Origin of the sequence: Lentzea sp. NPDC059081 (genome assembly GCF_042738015.1) — a bacterium.
Lineage (GTDB): Bacteria > Actinomycetota > Actinomycetes > Mycobacteriales > Pseudonocardiaceae > Lentzea.
The window spans coordinates 323,126-339,771 of record NZ_JBHYGW010000002.1 but is presented as its reverse complement, the minus strand read 5'-3'; the positions used below and the strand labels follow the sequence as shown (position 1 = coordinate 339,771).

At 71.8% G+C, this 16,646-nt stretch carries 17 protein-coding genes; 5 read left to right on the top strand and 12 right to left on the bottom strand.

Features of this window, described 5'->3' with window-relative positions; translation table 11 throughout:
* Positions 1 to 9 precede the first annotated feature (9 nt).
* Positions 10 to 444, bottom strand: a complete 435-nt coding sequence (locus tag ACFWV3_RS06190; RefSeq protein WP_382408855.1) for a nuclear transport factor 2 family protein — start codon at positions 442 to 444, stop codon at positions 10 to 12.
* Positions 445 to 498: 54 nt separating this feature from the next.
* Between ACFWV3_RS06190 and ACFWV3_RS06185 the strand changes: the two genes are divergently transcribed.
* Together ACFWV3_RS06185 and ACFWV3_RS06180 are read left to right on the top strand one after the other, a co-directional pair.
* Complete coding sequence (locus ACFWV3_RS06185; RefSeq protein ID WP_382408853.1) at positions 499 to 1,029, top strand: TetR/AcrR family transcriptional regulator; 531 nt, start codon at positions 499 to 501, stop codon at positions 1,027 to 1,029.
* Positions 1,030 to 1,063: 34 nt separating this feature from the next.
* Positions 1,064 to 1,501 (top strand): NUDIX domain-containing protein, encoded by a 438-nt coding sequence (locus ACFWV3_RS06180; protein ID WP_382408851.1) that lies wholly within the window; start codon positions 1,064 to 1,066, stop codon positions 1,499 to 1,501.
* A 7-nt stretch (positions 1,502 to 1,508) separates the two neighbouring features.
* On the opposite strand, the gene ACFWV3_RS06175 is transcribed toward ACFWV3_RS06180, so the two are convergent.
* From ACFWV3_RS06175 to ACFWV3_RS06165, 3 genes are all read right to left on the bottom strand, one after another.
* Positions 1,509 to 4,499 carry a DPP IV N-terminal domain-containing protein gene (locus ACFWV3_RS06175; protein ID WP_382408849.1) on the bottom strand — a complete coding sequence of 997 codons (2,991 nt, stop codon included), beginning with the start codon at positions 4,497 to 4,499 and terminating at the stop codon, positions 1,509 to 1,511.
* Between the two features lie 135 nt (positions 4,500 to 4,634).
* On the bottom strand, positions 4,635 to 5,537 hold the full coding sequence (locus ACFWV3_RS06170) for an AAA family ATPase (RefSeq protein WP_382408847.1): 903 nt from the start codon (positions 5,535 to 5,537) through the stop codon (positions 4,635 to 4,637).
* Positions 5,538 to 5,540: 3 nt separating this feature from the next.
* On the bottom strand, positions 5,541 to 5,930 hold the full coding sequence (locus tag ACFWV3_RS06165) for a hypothetical protein (RefSeq protein WP_382408845.1): 390 nt from the start codon (positions 5,928 to 5,930) through the stop codon (positions 5,541 to 5,543).
* Positions 5,931 to 6,097: 167 nt separating this feature from the next.
* On the opposite strand from ACFWV3_RS06165, the gene ACFWV3_RS06160 reads away from it, so the two are divergent.
* A complete protein-coding gene (locus tag ACFWV3_RS06160; protein WP_382408843.1) occupies positions 6,098 to 7,252 on the top strand; it encodes a metallophosphoesterase in 1,155 nt (384 codons plus the stop codon).
* Here the strand turns inward: ACFWV3_RS06160 and ACFWV3_RS06155 are convergent.
* Both ACFWV3_RS06155 and ACFWV3_RS06150 read right to left on the bottom strand, forming a co-directional pair.
* Positions 7,239 to 7,769: a histidine phosphatase family protein gene (locus ACFWV3_RS06155; protein ID WP_382408841.1), complete on the bottom strand. Its 531-nt coding sequence runs from the start codon at positions 7,767 to 7,769 to the stop codon at positions 7,239 to 7,241. The two genes, ACFWV3_RS06160 and ACFWV3_RS06155, sit on opposite strands and share 14 nt — an antisense overlap.
* Positions 7,766 to 8,659, bottom strand: a complete 894-nt coding sequence (locus tag ACFWV3_RS06150) for a hypothetical protein (protein ID WP_382408839.1) — start codon at positions 8,657 to 8,659, stop codon at positions 7,766 to 7,768. Before ACFWV3_RS06150 ends, ACFWV3_RS06155 begins: the two co-directional genes overlap by 4 nt.
* 334 nt (positions 8,660 to 8,993) lie before the next feature.
* On the opposite strand from ACFWV3_RS06150, the gene ACFWV3_RS06145 reads away from it, so the two are divergent.
* Positions 8,994 to 10,163 (top strand): hypothetical protein, encoded by a 1,170-nt coding sequence (locus ACFWV3_RS06145; RefSeq protein ID WP_382408837.1) that lies wholly within the window; start codon positions 8,994 to 8,996, stop codon positions 10,161 to 10,163.
* Here ACFWV3_RS06145 and ACFWV3_RS06140 read toward each other — a convergent pair.
* From ACFWV3_RS06140 to ACFWV3_RS06115, 6 genes are all read right to left on the bottom strand, one after another.
* The gene (locus ACFWV3_RS06140) at positions 10,141 to 11,322 is read right to left on the bottom strand and encodes a sugar efflux transporter (RefSeq protein WP_382408835.1); all 1,182 of its coding nucleotides are present in this window, start codon (positions 11,320 to 11,322) and stop codon (positions 10,141 to 10,143) included. The genes ACFWV3_RS06145 and ACFWV3_RS06140 overlap by 23 nt on opposite strands.
* Positions 11,323 to 11,386: 64 nt before the next feature.
* A complete protein-coding gene (locus ACFWV3_RS06135) occupies positions 11,387 to 12,739 on the bottom strand; it encodes a gamma-glutamyltransferase (RefSeq protein WP_382408833.1) in 1,353 nt (450 codons plus the stop codon).
* Between the two features lie 61 nt (positions 12,740 to 12,800).
* Complete coding sequence (locus tag ACFWV3_RS06130; RefSeq protein WP_382408831.1) at positions 12,801 to 13,424, bottom strand: response regulator; 624 nt, start codon at positions 13,422 to 13,424, stop codon at positions 12,801 to 12,803.
* The gene (locus ACFWV3_RS06125; protein WP_382408829.1) at positions 13,421 to 14,458 is read right to left on the bottom strand and encodes a sensor histidine kinase; all 1,038 of its coding nucleotides are present in this window, start codon (positions 14,456 to 14,458) and stop codon (positions 13,421 to 13,423) included. Before ACFWV3_RS06125 ends, ACFWV3_RS06130 begins: the two co-directional genes overlap by 4 nt.
* A complete protein-coding gene (locus ACFWV3_RS06120; protein ID WP_382408827.1) occupies positions 14,455 to 15,009 on the bottom strand; it encodes a DUF1453 domain-containing protein in 555 nt (184 codons plus the stop codon). Before ACFWV3_RS06120 ends, ACFWV3_RS06125 begins: the two co-directional genes overlap by 4 nt.
* Positions 15,010 to 15,036: 27 nt before the next feature.
* Entirely contained in the window at positions 15,037 to 15,903 is an 867-nt protein-coding gene (locus ACFWV3_RS06115) for a helix-turn-helix domain-containing protein (protein ID WP_382408825.1), read from the bottom strand.
* A gap of 107 nt (positions 15,904 to 16,010) precedes the next feature.
* On the opposite strand from ACFWV3_RS06115, the gene ACFWV3_RS06110 reads away from it, so the two are divergent.
* A complete protein-coding gene (locus ACFWV3_RS06110) occupies positions 16,011 to 16,619 on the top strand; it encodes an NAD(P)-dependent oxidoreductase (RefSeq protein WP_382408823.1) in 609 nt (202 codons plus the stop codon).
* The last annotated feature ends 27 nt before the right edge of the window (positions 16,620 to 16,646 follow it).

Here is a 16,646-nt window from a genome sequence, read left to right as displayed (position 1 = left end):
ACGATCGTGTCACGACGCCCGGTCGGCCCGCAGATCATTTGTCGCCCGCCCGAACCCGGCGTGGTCCAGGTAGTCGCGCGACTCGACGATCAGCCCGTCGCGGACCCGGACGACGATGACGCCCGGCACGGTCCAGCCCCCGTCGCCGCGGTAGGCGAACTCGCCGACGACCACCTCGGGGTCGGCCGTCCGGTGGATGCGCAGGTCCTCGACGCGGAAGCCCGTCAGGCCGCTCGCCCCCGCCTCCGCGAAGCGCTGACGGACCTCCTCACGGCTGAGCAGCGGGGTGTCGGACGGGAGCATCGGGTGCCGCACGTCGGTCACCTCGCCGTAGTACCCGGCCACCAGGTCGACCTGCGCGCGGTCGCCGTTCTGCAGCTTGCAGGCGCCGTCGAGCACGGCGCGGAAGACGGCTTCCGGAGTCACTTCTTTGTTCGGAGTCATGACTCCGGATAATACGGAGTCGCCACTCCGGTTGGCAACGGCGAAGATGACGGCATGCGGAGCGACGCGCGGGCGAACCGGGACCGGGTGCTGGCCGCGGCCGAGGAGGTCTTCGCCGAGTCGGGGGACGCGGGGTCGACCGAGGAGGTCGCGCGCCGGGCAGGCGTCGGCATCGGCACGGTGTTCCGGCACTTCCCCACCAAGCGGGCGCTGGTCGAGGCCGCGGTGGTGCGCCACCTGACCCAGCTCGCCCAGACCCTGCACGTTCAGCCGGCGCGGGCCGAGGACGCTGGACCGGCGTTCCGGGAGGCCTTCCGCGAGATGGTGTCCGGTGCCCCGGCCAAACTGGCGCTCGTCGCCCTGCTGGAGCAGCACACCGGCGAGGTGGCGGCCGCCGCCTCCGGCCTGCGCGAGGCCGTGCAGGACCTGCTGACCCGCGCCCAGCAGGCAGGCGAGGTGCGCGCGGACGCGACCCTCGACGAGGTCTTCGTGCTGATCAACGCGCTCTCCCGCGCCACGGGCGAGCAGACCGCCGTGGACAGGGCGGTCGACGTGGTGCTGGACGGCCTGTCGCCCCGCAGTTGATCATTTCCCGCGGTTGATCACCTACGGTGGCCCGATGGCCGACCGTCACCTCATCGACGCCCACCTCCTGCTCGTCCGCGACGACGAGGTGCTGCTCTCCCGGCGACGCGACCGCGACCCGCGGTTCGACGGCCTCTGGCACCTGCCGTCCGGCAAGCTCGACGCGGGCGAGTCGGTGCTCGCCGCCGCCGCGCGCGAGGCCCGCGAGGAGATCGGCGTGGTCATCGAGCTCGCCGACCTGCGGCACGTACACACGCTGCACGCCAACGGGTACGGCGTGGAGCCGCGCCTCGGCCTGTTCTTCGAGGTGCGGCGCTGGAGCGGCGAGCCGGTGAACCGCGAGCCGGACAAGTGCTCGGAGCTGCGGTGGTTCCGGCTCGACGCGCTGCCCGGCGACGCGATCGGGTACTCGGTCGCCGGGATCGAGGCGTACCGGGCCGGGACGCCGTTCGCGGTGGTCGGGTGGGACTAGATCGTGTTCAGTGGTCGCAGCACACGTGTTCGGCCCACTCCGGTTCGTGCCACCAGTGCTTGTTCTCCGCTGACGCCAACGGTTCCAGCGCGGCCGACGCGCTCAAAACCTGCTGACCGCGATACGGCGCCAGCAGTTCGTCCACGGCGTGCAGCCGGCCACCGACCATCACCTGCTGCACGTCCGCCGCGGCCTTGATGTCCTGCAACGGGTTGCCGCGCACGAACGCGATGTCCGCCGGCGCGCCCTGCTTGATCGCGCCGAGCGGCAGGCCGAGCCAGCGGGCCGGGTTGCGGGTGGCGGTGATGAGCGCCTCCCGCGGGGTGAAGCCGTACTTCACCATGGCGCGCAGGTTCATGTGCGTGGCGGTGGCCGGGGCGTCGAGCGGGGCGTCGGTGCCGCAGATGACCAGGCCGCCGCCGCGGTGGACGGCCAGGGCGAACTCGACCCAGTTCTTCAGGATCGCGGCCGAGAACGTGCCGCCGCCGCTGGTGGCGTCGGCGAGGTAGCGCTCGTACTCCCACGGCGGGAAGAGGACGCGCGTGCGTTCGTCGGTGACCAGCGACTTGTCCTCGGCGAACAGGGCGCGGTTGTGGAACAGGGTCGGCGTCATCGACATGCCGGAGGCGGTGAAGAGCGACACGACGTCCTGGTAGGCCTTGCCGACCCGCGTGACGGTGTGGGAGTAGCCGAGGCGGTTGGTGGCGCCGACGTGCTCCATGCCGTCCATGCCGAGGTTGGCGGCCGGGTAGAGGTAGTGCGACGACAGCGGCACCTTCGACCGCTGCACGGCGGCGCGTTGCAGTTCGACGGGCAGGCGCACGTAGGTCTTGATCATGTCGTAGCCGAGCTCGTGGGCGCGGCGCAGCTCGAGGTCGAGCTGGGCCTTGCTGAGCGTGGGGCGCATGAAGTTGTAGTAGACGCGGGAGCCGTCGACGGCCTCGCCGGTGGCGTAGAACCGCGGCCCCGTCAGGGTTCCGGCGGCGAGGGCCTCGCGGGTCTCGACCATCTGGTAGACCGGGTCTCCGGGCGAGCGGACCGTCGTGATGCCGTAGGCGAGCCACACATTGCCCTGCCGCGCGCCCCACTGCCGGCCGCGCAGGTGCCAGTGGTTGTGCGCGTCGATCAGGCCCGGGATGGCGGTGACACCGGACAAGTCGACGTCGGCACGTCCCCGGTGCGGCCGGACCTCGGCGACCTTGCCGTCCTGCACGACGATGTCGACGTTGTGCCGCAACGATTCCGCTTCGCCGTCCCAGTACGCGCCGACGTGCACGATCTTGCGTTCGGGAGCCTGAGGCTTGCGCCAGTTGAGGTTCACCCGGATCGTCGAGGTCCTGCCGTCCAGTGTGGACTTCCGCAGACGGCCGTTGTTCAGGTACACCAGGTCGGTGCCGTCCCACGCCAGGGAGTCGGTGACTTCACGCGTCACCTGGCGCGGCTCGCCGGTGAAGTTGCCCTTGGCGTCCACGGGAACCACGTACGCGACGCTTTCCACGACGAACGCGATGTGCTTGCCGTCGGGCGACCACACCGGCCCGTCGTCGCCGCGGGTGGCGATCGACCGGAACGGCATCGGCTCGGTGTACCGCAGCTCGCCGCTGGCGAGGTCGACCGACAGGATCTGGCTCGTGCCCTCGCGGAACCGGCGCGAGAACGGCTTCACCGCGGCGAGCGCGACCGTGTTCCCGTCCTTCGACCAGGTCGGCCGCCCCGGCTGGAACAACGTGGGCGTGATCTGCCTGCGCCCGGCGGCGTCCACGACCCAGACCTGCCCGTCCTGGTCCACGTAGGCGACCTTGGTGCCGTCCGGCGAGAACCGGGGCGTCGTCTGCGCGCCGGGAGCCGGTGCGTAGAGCTTCTCCTCACCGGTCTTGAGGTCCCTCAACCACAACTGCGCGACGCCCGTCCGGTCGCTGGCGTAGACGAGCTTGGTGCCGTCGGGTGAGAAGTCGGGGTCGGAGTCGAAGTACCCGCCGTCCGTGAGCTTGGTGGTCTTGCCGTTCTTGAGCAGGTGGATCGCGTTGAGCGCCCGGAACGCGATCGTGCCGTCGCTCGACACGACCGGGCTCGCGATGCCCTTGACGGGTCCGCCGCTGAGGTTCTTCGTCCGGTGCCGCTCGACCTTCTTGACCGGGACCGTCGCCTCGAACGGGATGTCCTTCGTGGACCCGTTGGCACGACTGCGGATCCGGCCGTCGGCCGTGTACAGCACGCTGTCGCCGTCCCAGACCGGCGCGAACCCGAACACGTCCTGCCCGGTCACCACCGCCGTCGTCCCGAGCATCAGATCGGCCTGCCCGGGACGCATCAGCGTGTAGCTGGGCTGCTCCCCCGGCCCGAACGCCGCGCCGAACAGCTGGGCCCCTGCGGGAGCCGTGACCAGCCGTTCTCTGGTGCCCTCCAACGACACCACGTCGACCGTCGCCGTGCCCGTGACGAAGATGATCCGCTTGCCGTCCCGCGACCACTGCGGCGCGGCGGCGTCGTCCGGCACGCCCGTGAGCTGCGTGATCCGGCCGGTGGCGACGTCGAGCACGTGCACGCCGTAGCTCCCGGCCCGGTCGCTGACGAACGCGATCTTCGTGCCGTCCGGCGAGAACGCGGGCTCGCGGTGGTCGTACTTCCCGCTCGTGAGCTGCTTCAGCCCGCGCCCGTCGAGCCCGATGACGTACAGGTGGTAGTTGCCGTCCCGATAGGACTGGAACGCGATCTGGCCGCCGGGACCGAACGACGGCAGCGTGGCGTCCTGCAGCTCGTCGGTCAGCTTGCGCGCCACGCCACCCGCGGCTGGTAAGACCCAGATCGCGGTGACGAGGTCGATGGCGAGCCACTTGCCGTCCCGCGACCGCGACACCGAGATGTTGGTGCCCTGTGTCAGCCGCACGCCCTCACCCGGCGTCGCCTGCGCGGTGCCGATGGTCAGCGCGGACGCGGCGGTGGCGACGGCGGCGGCCTGGCCGGTGCGGGTCAGCAGCTCGCGACGAGACAGTTCCACGGCGACACTCCCCCAGTGTTGGTCTACCGGTGTTGATCCCCAGGGGAACCACCCTGCCACCGCGCGGGAGCCGCACAGCCGCCGTTCGGCCCAGCGCCCACCGGCTGAGACGGAGCGGTCACGGAGCGAGAGCAGTCAGGCGACGATGTGCCGCACGACCGCGGCAAGGCACTGCTCGTGCGGTTGGACGGTGTCCACGGAAAGCGTTTCCCCGGTCCAGGCGGGGAAGTTCGCCAGCCGTTCCCGCACGTCGGACCAGTCGCCGGCGTCGTGCCAGCCGGGGATGCCGCGGCTGCGGCCTTCGAGCCGGGCGCGGTGGACGTCCTGGTCGGAGCACCGGCACACCACCACGCGGAACCCCGCACCGGCCCTGCCGGCCAGGCTGCGCCAGCGTTGTCTGGTCTCGACCCGTTCGGTGGGGTGGTCGAGGATGGCGGACTGCCCGGCGGCGAGCTGGCGCAGGGCGAGCGTGGTCAGCAGCTCCTCCGCCATCTCCAGCGGGTCGTCGAAGTACCGGCCGCCGAACGGGGTCAGCGCGCCGAGCAGCCAGTCGGTGGCGAAGACCGGGATCCCGAGCGCGGCGCCCGCGGCGTCGGCCAGGGTGCTCTTCCCGCTGCCGGGCATCCCGGAGAACACGACCAGCCGGGTGTCCGCGGCGGAAGGCAGGTCGTAGCCGGTGAAATCGGCCGGCAGTCCTGGAGTCACGCCGGCCGGCACCAGCCCGGCGACCCAGGTGGAGACGATCCGGTGCGGCGGTGCTGCCTCGACGACGCAGGTGACGACGTCGACGGTGCCGTCGTGACGACGGATCCGCGCCCGCGCGGTCGTCTCGCCGACGTCGAGGCCGACCACGACGACCGGCGCGTACCGGGCGGCTCGATCGCGGGTGACCTCGACGTACTGCTCGGGCGTGACGAAAGCCGTGAACGCGGCCACGAACGCCTCGGCAGCGTCAGCTCCCCAGCCGGGTGTGCCGTCCAGACCGTCGAGGATCCACTCCAGCCGCGTCAGGGCAGGACTGGCCGCGAACCGGTGCACGAGTCAGAGCGCCAGAGCGCCCTCGATGCGGGCCACCATCGCGTCCTCGGAGTCCACGACCACGCCGTCCGCCTCCGCCACCTCGCGGCAGATCGCCAGCACGGCGCGCGGGAAGTCCGCGGCGTCCTCCGGTGCCTTCACGGAGAGGGTCTTCATCGACGACCGCAGCGCCTCGAGGACGACGGGCTCGATCTCCTCGTCCGTTCCCGCGGGCACGGACGGACGGGCGCCGCCCAGCACCTGGCGCAGGTCGTGCGACAGGTGGGAGAGAGCGCGCAGGCCGGCGAACCGCTCCTCCAGCACGGGGCCGGGGTCCGCGTGGGAGACCAGCAGCATCGCGCCGTACACGGCAGTGCGCAGCGTGCGGCTCTCCTCGTCGGTGTAGAAGATCATGTCGCCCACTCTAGGTCGTCGGTTCCAGCGGTTCGGAAAGTACTCGCTATGAGGACTCCCGGCGGTCGTCGCGGTTGCGTGACCACCGTGTGATGGAGGTCCTGCGAACAAATGACGGCCTCGGAGCGTTGAGATGGGTTGAACCGACCCCGCAGGAGGATGACCGCATGACGACCACCGCTACCCGGCCCCGCATCACGGTACGGCGGGTGGTGTTCACGCTCGTCCTGCTCACCGTGACGACCTTGCTCTTCTGGGTGCCGTTCGAGGGCCTGTTCGCCGCGAGCGCCGAGTGGCCGGACCCGGTGCGGCCGATCGCGGCGGTCGTCTTCGCCGCGGCCGCCATCGCGATGATCGTGCTGTTCACGCAGCGCGGCAGCGACCGGGCGGCGCGGATCTCCCAGTTCCTGCTCGGGTTCGTGTGGATCGCGTTCGTCTGGACGCTGATCACGGACCTCGTCCGCCTCGGCCTGGCGCTCGGCGGTGTCGAGAACCCGCTGCGCTCGCGCCTCATCGCCGTGCTGCTGGCCGTGCTGATCGTCGCCATCACGGCGTACGGCGTGCACGAGGCCATGCGGGTGCCGCGGATCAAGCGCCAGGACGTGGCCATCCCGCGGCTCGACCCGGCGTTCGACGGGCTGACGATCGCCGTCATCACCGACACGCACTACGGCGCCATCAACCGCGCCAAGTGGTCGCGCGGCATGGTCGACGCCGTCAACGGGCTCAACGCCGACGTCGCCGTGCACGTCGGTGACATCGCGGACGGCACCGCCGACCAGCGCCTGGAGCAGGCGACGCCGCTCGGCGACGTGAACACCGAGCACCGCTTCTACATCACCGGCAACCACGAGTACTACTCGAACGCGCAGGGCTGGATCGACCTGATGACCCGGCTGGGCTGGAAGGCGCTGCACAACGAGCACGAGACGCTCGAACGCGGCGACGCCCGCCTGGTGTTCGCGGGCATCGACGACATCACCGCCGACCACTCCGGAGAGCCCGGTCACGCCGCCGACCTGCGGCGCGCCCTCGACGGCGCCGACCGCGAGGCGCCCGTCGTGCTGCTCGCCCACCAGCCCTCGGAGGTCAAGAAGGCCGTCGAGGCGGGCGTGGACCTGCAGCTCTCCGGGCACACGCACGGCGGGCAGATCTGGCCGTTCCACTACCTCGTGCGGCTGCAGCAGCCCGTCGTCGCGGGACTGAGCCGCCACAGCGACCGCACGCAGCTCTACACGAGCCGTGGTTCCGGCTTCTGGGGCCCGCCGATGCGCGTGTTCGCGCCCAGCGAGATCACGTTGCTGACGCTCAAATCCCGCTGAGGTGCCCGCTGTCGTTGAACCGCACCAGACGGGGTGACTCGCCGGTCGTGTAGCGGATGACCGTCAGCGCCGCGGTGTCGTGGTTCAGCGTCAGCCACCGCTCCGGCGGGGCGTCCAGCGCGTCCCGCACCAGCCAGCTGATCAGGAACGAGTGGGTCACCACCAGCACCGGGCCGTCGCCGGGGCGCGCGAACCGCGTCTCGGCCTCGTGCGCCAGCGCGGGGCCGCGGGTGCGTTCGGACTCGGGGAACTGCCCGAAGAACCCGTCGTGGTCGGGAACGAAGTGCGGCACGTAGTCGCCGGCGGCGGCCTCGACCCGGCAGGGCACCTTCAGCACGTCCGCGAGGATCGACGCCGTCTCCGCCGCCCTGGGCAGCGGACCGTGGTGCACGGCCGCGAAACCGGTGCCCCGCAACCGTTCCGCCAGTGCCTCTGCCTGCTTGCGGCCCCGCGCGGTGAGCCGGGACTCGTCCTTCGTCGCCTCGCCGTGCCGGACCAGATGAAGATCTCTCGTCACGCCGTGCAGTCTGCCTTGACGGCACCGGCGGCGTGATGGGCGTAGGTCGGTCCGGAGCCGTCCCAGTCCTGACCTCGGGTGAGGAGCTGCACGGTGAGGTTTCCGCTGGCCTTGAACTTCCCCGCGGCGACCCACTGGCCGCGCTTGTCGACCTGCTTGATCGCGAACGACGCCATCGGGGTGCCGCCGACGCCGTTGCGGTCGAACACGGAGTACACGGTCGGGTTACCCCCGACCTCCTCGACGCCGCCGTTCGGGATGAACACCGAGAGCTCGCACGAACCGGTGACGGCGAACGTCCACTGCGCATAGGCGGAGGTGTCGTCCTTGCGCGCGTCGCCGGACATCGGGATCGACACGAACGACGAGCCGCACTTGCCGTCGCCGTGGTCGACCCAGCCCTTCTTGCCGTCGCGGTAGAGGCCGACGTTGGTGTAGCCGCCGCAGCCGGGTCCGGTCGTGAACGTCCTGGCGCCGCCGGGAGCCCTGCCGGTGTCGCCGGCGGGCGGGATCGCGGCCTGGGTCGAGTTCGGCGTGGACGACGTGGTCGCCGGGTTCTCGCTGCTCGGCTCCTCCGGCAGGTCCTCCTGCGGGGTGATGAGGCCGGGCACGTAGCTGTGCGACGGCTGCGCGACGTCCGTGCTGTCGCCGCCGGAGCCGCCGTTGAACGTCGCGATGGCGATCCCGCCGAGCACGAGCAGGGCTACGAAGGCCGCGATGGCCGCCGCCCGCGGCTTGAGCGGGTTCTCCGCCTGCTGCTGCTCCTGCGCCTTGGCCTCCCCGGCGGCCGCCCAGCGCGCACGCCCGCGGGCCCGCGCAGCCTCCATCAGGGCTGGGTCGGGCGCGAAGAGACGCTCGGTCGGGCGATCGTCGTCGAACTCGGTCGGCACGGAGCGCAGTGTGCCAGGGGCAGACGGTCACCCGAACGCGTGGCTCTTTCACGAACGGGTCGTTTGAGCTCAACCCACCACGCCCCGCACACCCCGTTCCGCCGTTTCGTCGACGTTCCGTGACGATGGCCGGACCAGCGACAACCCGATAGCTGACTCGCGAGTCAAGCCGCTCACCGCCCGCACCAGCGGACTCGGTCCGTGGGAGCGCGCACACCCCGGCACCGCCCCGGTACGCGGGGTCACGGTCGGGAAACACCTGGGGAACACCTTGATCTCGCGGCTTCTCACCAGGCCCTTTGCCCGCTGGAGCATTCGGTCTAGGGTGCCCGCCATGTCAGGTAGACAGGCAGTCGTGCTGCTGGCCGTCCTCGTGGCGGGCTGCGGTACGACGATCCAGGGATCCCCCGTCGCCGCCCCGTCGTTACCCACGGCGTCGCCATTGCGGACCGTGACCGTGGTGACGCCACCGTCGAGCACCAGCAGTGCCGCTCCCCCGACGACCACGCCGCCTCCTCCCCCGCCTCCCGTCGCGAAGTTCGGCAACCCGAACGGCTCCGCCGCCGTGCCCGCCGAGGCCGCCGCGGAGGACACCTCCAAGCCCACCCGCGTCATCGGCACCGGCACGCCCGCCTCCTGCACGTCGCAGGCCGTGGTCGACGCGGTCGCCGCCGGCGGGGTCATCACGTTCAGCTGCGGGCCGAACCCGCTCACCATCCCGATGGCCGCGACCGCGAAGGTCCGCACGAACTCCGGCGCGAAGGTCGTCCTCGACGGCGGCGGCAGGATCACGTTGAGCGGCCAGGGCCAGCGCCGTGTGCTCTACCAGAACACCTGCGACAAGGGCCTGGGCATCACGACCTCGCACTGCCAGGACCAGGACGCGCCCCAGCTCGTCGTCCAGAACATCACGCTCGCCGACGGCAACTCGACCGGCGACGCGACCGAGGGCGGTGGCGGCGGCGCGCTGTTCGTGCGCGGCGGCCGGCTCAAGGTCGTCAACTCGCGCTTCGCGAACAACAGGTGCGACGCCAACGGTCCCGACCTCGGCGGCGCCGCGATCCGCGTGCTCGACCAGTTCAAGGACGGCCCGGTCTACATCTCCGGCAGCACGTTCGAGGGCGGCGTCTGCTCCAACGGCGGCGCGCTGAGCAGCATCGGCACGTCGTGGGTCGTGCTCAACAGCCTGATGAAGGGCAACAAGGCCATCGGCCGCGGCGCCAACCCCGCGCGCGGCGGCACGCCGGGTGGCGGCAGCGGTGGCGCCGTCTACAACGACGGCAACACGTTCACGCTGCGCATCGCCGGGTCGCTGGTCGAGGACAACCAGGCCAACGAGGGCGGCGGCGCGGTGTTCTTCGTCAGCAACGACAACTCCGGCTCGATGTCGGTCGAGGGCTCCACGTTGCGCCGCAACCCGAGCCTCGGCTTCGAGACCATCAAGGGGATCTTCTACCTCGGTGCCGGCGGCAAGCCGAAGGTCACCGCCTCGACGATCCAGTGATCCTGCCCGCCACCAGCAGCAGCACGAGGCCGCACACGCACATCGTGAGGCTGAAGCCGTAGACCCAGCGGAAACCCAGCCCCTGGGACACGCCGAGCAGGGCGCCCGCGACCATGCCACCGACGATCTGGGTGTTGCTGAACATCGTCGTGGCGTGGCCGGGCCGCAACGGGTCGAGGCTCTGGAAGTACGTGATGCCCACGCCCATCACCAACGAGATGACGGTGGCGTGCAGCAGCTGCAGAGCCATGACCTGCCACACGGCGTCGGTGAACACCATCAGGCCGTGGTAGCTCAACGAGATCGCCGCGCCGATGAGCACGAGCTTGTGCTGCGACATCCGGTTCGCCAGCGACCCGAACCACAGCATCATCGGGATCTCCAGCGCCGCGCACAGGCCCATCGTGATGCCGGCGTCCCCCGCGGTGCCACCGAGGTTGGTCGTGATGAACAACGGCAGGCCGCTCACCGCGAGCGCGACCGAGCCCTGCATGAACGTGAACGCGGCGGAGACGACGGCCATCGTGCCGCGCACCGGTCCCGCGGCGGCTTCCTCGGTGTGCTCCTCCTCCGGTTCGGCGGTGGGCACGGGAAGCAGCAGGGCGAGCACCGCGACACCGGCGCTCAGGACGGCGGTCGAGCCGAACAGGCCCACCCAGCCGGTCTTCGCGACGAGCAGCGCGGCCAGCGGCGGTCCGGCCACCCAGGCGACGGACAGCAGCGTGCGCAGGACGCTGACGACCATCGACGGGCCGCGGGAGACCTGGCGGCCGTAGGCGAAGAGCTGGGGCAGCAACGCCGAGGTGACCGCGATGAAGACGACGGACGTGCCGAGCAGGAACCAGTAGTCGCGCAGCACGGCGAACAGGCCGTAGCCGACCGCGCCCGCGACACCGCCGGCGGCGAGCATGTACCGGCGCTGCACCCGGCCGTCGGACAGCTTGCCCATGACCGTGCTGGCCACGACCGACGCGAGCGGGCTCACGATCAGGAAGAACCCGAGCTGGAACGGCGTCACGCCGATCTCGCTGGTGAGGAAGAGCGAGTTGAACGGCAGGGCGAACGCCATCGACATGCCGGACACGACGCTGATGACGGAGAGTTGGAGGAAAGTACGGGACAGGAGCGGCGAGGATCTTCTCTCGCTGAGTGCCGTCACGCTGTCATCGTCCGGGTTGACCCGTTAATCAGGAAACCGGATATCCCATTATGCGGGCAACATCTCACACGACGACGACCGCGCCGTCCCGACGGTGATCTGCACCACCCCTGAGCAGGCCGGACCCGGTCATCTCGACCAGCTGGCAGCCGCCGAAGAACATGTTCGGCGCGCGGAAGAACGTGACCGGCAACGTGATTTCCGGTCGAATTCCCGGTTCGGCGTGCACCCGGTCGGAACCGAGGTGCATCCGGGGCGCGTCGACGGCGTCCTGGGCGGCCATTCCGCGGTCGAGGACGTTCACGAGCACCTGCAGGATCGCGCCGCAGATCCGGCTGGAACCGGCGCTGCCGAGCACGAGCTCCGCGCCGCCGTCGCGGGTGACGACGGTCGGCGCCATCATCGACGGCAGCCGGTCGCCGGGCTCGTGGCTGAAGAACCCGTCGGGCGACAGGTCCTCCTCGCCCATCATGTTGTTCAGGTGCACGCCCGAGATGGAGATCCCGGAGCCCGCGCCGTTCGTGGTGGTGACGGAGCACGCGGTGCCGTCGGCGTCGAGCACCGAGATGTGCGTCGTGGAGCCGAGCCGGTTCACGTACGTCTTCGGGGTGGCCATCGCGCGGACGAGGTCCCGCGGCGAGGGGTTGTCCGGCAAGGCTTCGAGCATCTGCGTGAGCACCGCGCCGCCCGCCGCGGGTGGCGGGTTGGTGTGGATGTCGCGGCCGCGGTGCCGGGCGTGCAGGGGTTCGCGCCGGGTCACCTCGTACGCGTCGAGGTCCGCCTGCGTGAGGTCACCGCCGTGCGCGCTGACCCGCTCGACGATCGCGGCCGCGATGTCGCCGGTGTAGAACGGCGCCGCGCCGTCGTGGCCCAGCCGGTCGAGGGCGTCGGCGACCTCGGACTGCACGAGGAGCTCGCCTTCCGCCAGCGCGGAGAGGCCGATGCTGTGCGCGAGCGGCAGCAGCAGCGAGGTGACGTAGGCCTGGTAGCGGTTGACCAGGTGGCCTTCGCGGGCGTGCTTCGCGGCGGCGGCCACCAGGTCCTCGAGCGGCGCGCGGCCGTAGGTGGCGGCGTGCGCGGCACCGGCGGGCAGGCCGTAGGCGGCGACGGACGACGGGCCGACGTGGAACTCCTGGTCCGCGTCTCCGAAGTGGACGGTGATGGGGTCGAGCGGCGCGCGCTCGCCCGTGCGGCCGCGGCCCGGTGCCTCGGCGGAGAAGTCCAGCAGCACGGGGGCTTCGCCGGCCGGGGCGATCATCATGTACCCGGCGGCGCCGAGCCCGGTCAGCAGCGGTTCGGTGACGCACGAGGTGAGCATCGCCGCGACGGCCGCGTCCACGGCGTTGCCGCCGGCGCGCAGCATCGCCGCACCGGCCTGGGCGGTGAGCGGGTGGCCCGCCGCGATCGCTCCGCGCACCGTCGACCTCCTCGGGCGGAAGGCAGACCACCGTAGCCCAGCCCGCGGCCGTGTGCGCGGTTCAGCGCAGTTCGAGCGCCAGCCGGACCGCGTCGGCGCGCGAGTGCAGGCCGGCCTTGGCGAACAGGTTGTTGATGTGCGTCTTCACGGTGGCCTCGCTGATGAACAGCCGCCGCGCGATCTCGCCGTTGCGCAGGCCCTGGCCGATCAGGTCGAGCACCTCGCGCTCGCGGGCGGTGAGGTCGACGCCGAGCGGCTTGGCCGGTCCGCGGCTCGCGAGGTCCAGCAGCCGCGACTGCACGGCGGGGTCGAGGATCGCGTTGCCCGCGTGCGCTCCGCGGACGGCCTCGACGATCGTGCCCCGGTCGGCGTCCTTGGTCAGGTACCCGCGCGCTCCGGCCCGCAGCGCGGCCAGGATCGACTCGTCGTCGTCGAACGTGGTCAGCACGACGACCGGCAGGTCCGGGTGCGAGACCCGCAGCGCGGCGGTCGCCTCCGCTCCGCCCATCACCGGCATGTTGAGGTCCATCAGCACGACCTCCGGCGTCAGTTCCTCCACTGCCGCGACGGCTTGACGTCCGTCGGACGCGGTGCCGACGACGGTGATCCCGGGGTCGAGGTCGAGCATGACGGCGAGCCCGTCGCGCACCGCCGCCTGGTCGTCCACGATCAGCAGCCTGATCACCGCGGCAGCTCCAGCCGCACCGTCCACCCCGGACCTCCCGGACCGGCGGCCAGCGTGCCGCCCAGCAGCATCGCCCGTTCCCGCATCCCCGTCAGGCCCATCCCACTCCCCGCCCGGTGCTCTCGTCCGTTGTCGGCCACGGTCAGTCTCACCACCGCCGGCTCGTACTCCAGCATCAGGTCCACGTCGGCTCCCGGCGCGTGCTTGTGGGCGTTGGTGAGGGCTTCCTGCGCCGTGCGGATGACGGCCTGGGTGATCTCGACGCTCACCGCGCCCTCACCGGTGACGCGGAACGACGCGCGGTGGTCCTCGGCGAGCTTGGCCAGCGCCTGCGGCAACGACGGCGTGTCCTCTCGCAACGCGTGCACGGCCCGACGCGTCTCCTTCAGGCCCGACACCGCCAACGCCCGTGCGCGCAACACGGCTTCGTTGGCCTCCTCGGACTTCCCGGCGGCGTGCAGTGCGTCGGCCATGTCCAGCTGCACGGCGATCCCGGACAACGAATGCCCGACCACGTCGTGGATCTCACGGGCGATGCGGCCGCGTTCCTCCAGTGCCGCCGCGTACTCGGCAGCGGCCGCGGCGGCGACGCGTTCCCGGCGCATCATGCCGAGGAACACGGGCAGTCCGGCGGTCAGGCACAGCCACCACGGCGGGGCGTCCGGCGAGTCCACGACCCACGTCGAGACCATCGCGAGCACCGACCCGCCGGCGGCGACCCCGATCGCCACCTGCCTCGACTCCAGCTCACGCCCCGCCGTGCCGGCCGCGAAGAACACGAACGCCACGCCCGCCGTGGCCGGTGCCAGCGCTAACAGCGGCGCGGCGGCGAGCACGGACACCGCCACCACCGGGGTCTTCACGCGGTCCGGCAGCCGTCCCGGCACGGCCGCCAGCGCCGTCGCGGCCGCCACGGCGGTCAGGGCCCAGGCCAGCTCGGGCAGCCGCGGCGGCCGGTCGACCAGCTGGACCACGGTGACCACGGTGATCACCAGCACGACCAGCGGGCGGAACATCTCGTCGGCGAACGTCATCGGGACGAATCATGCCCGGTTCCGCGCGCCTTCTCCTGCCAGGAGTCCACGAACGCGGACGTGCGGTGCGGCGCGCCGCCGCGGCCCTTCGACCACACGACCTGGCCACCCACCCGCACGGCCTTCGACATCACGACCAGCCCCTCGGCGAGCAGGCCCGCGCCGACCACCAGCATCAGCCCGTTGCCCGTCTGCACGGCGCCGGGGTCGACCAGGTTCGTCACGAACCCCAGTGCGATCCTGGCGACGATGCTCGCCACCCACAGCACGACCGTCATGGCCGTGTAGCGCAGCATCACGATGCCGTTCTGCTCGTAGGTGCGGATGGTCAGGCCGCGCAGCACGCCGAAGACCACGCTGAGCACGGCGCTGACCACGAGGAACACCACCGCGTCCACCGAGTGCGCCGACATCTGCGACAGCCCGATCACCCCGAGGACCACCGGGAGCAACAGCAGCCGCTTGCCCACGGCGGGCTCCCCCATCAGCCTGCGCGCCAGCACGTAGACGATCGCCGCGGCGATCAGGACGATCTCGACAGTTCCGTTCATGGCTGCAACGCTAGGAATTCCCGCAGCTCAGCGCGTGGACCCGGCGCCGTAGAACGGGTGGAGATCCGTCTCCACCCGAGGGTCGAGGAGCGCGGCCAGGCGGTCGGCGTCGGCGGAGCCCGCGGCGGCGGTGAACACGACCGCGCGCAGGTCGTCGTCCCGCAGCCCGACGATGTCGCTGTCGATCGCGATGGAACCGAACTCCGGGTCGTCCAGCAGGACCCGCCCGCTCACGGGTCCCGGGGCGGCGGGCGACGTCCACAGCGCGTCGAACGCCTCGCTGGCCTCCCGCAATGCCGCGACGAGCCCCGCCAACGCGTCGTCGCGGGGGTAGCGCAGCGACGCCCTGCGCAGGTCGTCGACGAGGAGGCGGCGGAACTCGGTCTCCTCCTCCGCCGTGCGCCGGATCGAGCTCCGCTCCCCGGTGAAGATCTGCCTGGCCACGTTGCGGCCGGCGGGATCGCTGTCGGAGGCGGTGCTGCACATCGCCCGCCAGGCGGGTGTCCAGGCGACGACGGTCCAGGTCGCGTCGACGACGCACACCGCGGTGCCGGCCATCCGCCGCAGGAACCGTTCGGCGGCCGGTCCTGCCTCACGCGGGACGGTGCCGGCCGTCGGCGCGAACCCGGCGAGAGCGCACAGGCGCTCGTAGTCGGGCTGGGGCAGCCGCAGCGCGCGGGCCAGCGCGTTCACCACGTCCGCGGACGGGTGGCGGCGGCCCTGCTCGACGCGCCGCAGGTAGTCCTCGGACACACCGGCCAGGCCGGCGAGCTCCTCCCGCCGCAGCCCACGCGCCCGCCGTCGTCCGCCCAGGTCGCGCACGCCGACGTCAGCGGGTGCGGTCCTCTCCCGGAAGCCCCGGACCGCGGCGCCGAGGAGGTGGAGATCGGCCATGGTCCCAGTATCCCGCGATCTTGACGGGGGCCTGCCTGGCCCAGGTTCGCGGGTGGCACCGGCACCGAGCATCGGGGGCGAACACCCGAACCACCAGGAGAGCTCCGATGCGCTTGACCATCCTCGCCGCGACCGGTCCGACGGGCCTCGCCCTGACGCGGCAGGCCCTCGACCGCGGGCACACCGTCACCGCCGTCGCCCGCACCCCGGACCCGCTGCCCCGTTCCTCCCTGCTGACCGCGGTCGCCGCGGACGTGTTCGACACCGAGGCGATCACCGCGGCCCTCGACGGCAGCGAGATCCTCCTGTCCGGGCTGGGCGTGCCGAAGGGGCAGAAGCCGGGCGTCCTCGCCGCAGGAGCCCGTGCCGCCGTCGCGTCGGGCGCCAGGGTGATCTGGCTGGGCGCCTACGGCACCGGTCCGTCGGCGGCCGTCGCCAGTGTGCTGAACCGCCTCGTGCTCAAGGGTCTCGGCGCCGAGATCGCCGACAAGGAGGCGTCGGACGCGACCGTGCTCGCGGCGGGCGGCACCGTCTTCCACGCCGGTCCGCTGTCGCGGCAGCCGCTCAGCCCCGCGCGCCGCGCGGTCGGGCTGGACACGTCCCCGAAGAGCCTGCTCCGGCTCCGGGTGAGCCGCGAGACCGTGGCCGCCGCGATGCTCGACGAGGCGGAGCACCCGCGCTTCGCCGGCCGGGTGGCGGTTCCGCTCATGCGCTGAATGACCGCTCCGGGTTGAGAGGCCGGA

What these genes read in the sequence shown, in the direction of transcription:
- ACFWV3_RS06180 (WP_382408851.1), top strand. Translation starts at nt 1,064, where the DNA reads ATGGCCGACCGTCACCTCATCGACGCCCACCTCCTGCTCGTCCGCGAC.
- ACFWV3_RS06125 (WP_382408829.1), bottom strand. Translation starts at nt 14,458, where the DNA reads ATGACGTTCGCCGACGAGATGTTCCGCCCGCTGGTCGTGCTGGTGATC.
- ACFWV3_RS06120 (WP_382408827.1), bottom strand. Translation starts at nt 15,009, where the DNA reads ATGAACGGAACTGTCGAGATCGTCCTGATCGCCGCGGCGATCGTCTAC.
- ACFWV3_RS06115 (WP_382408825.1), bottom strand. Translation starts at nt 15,903, where the DNA reads ATGGCCGATCTCCACCTCCTCGGCGCCGCGGTCCGGGGCTTCCGGGAG.
- ACFWV3_RS06185 (WP_382408853.1), top strand. Translation starts at nt 499, where the DNA reads ATGCGGAGCGACGCGCGGGCGAACCGGGACCGGGTGCTGGCCGCGGCC.
- ACFWV3_RS06160 (WP_382408843.1), top strand. Translation starts at nt 6,098, where the DNA reads ATGACGACCACCGCTACCCGGCCCCGCATCACGGTACGGCGGGTGGTG.
- ACFWV3_RS06110 (WP_382408823.1), top strand. Translation starts at nt 16,011, where the DNA reads ATGCGCTTGACCATCCTCGCCGCGACCGGTCCGACGGGCCTCGCCCTG.
- ACFWV3_RS06165 (WP_382408845.1), bottom strand. Translation starts at nt 5,930, where the DNA reads ATGATCTTCTACACCGACGAGGAGAGCCGCACGCTGCGCACTGCCGTG.
- ACFWV3_RS06145 (WP_382408837.1), top strand. Translation starts at nt 8,994, where the DNA reads ATGTCAGGTAGACAGGCAGTCGTGCTGCTGGCCGTCCTCGTGGCGGGC.
- ACFWV3_RS06190 (WP_382408855.1), bottom strand. Translation starts at nt 444, where the DNA reads ATGACTCCGAACAAAGAAGTGACTCCGGAAGCCGTCTTCCGCGCCGTG.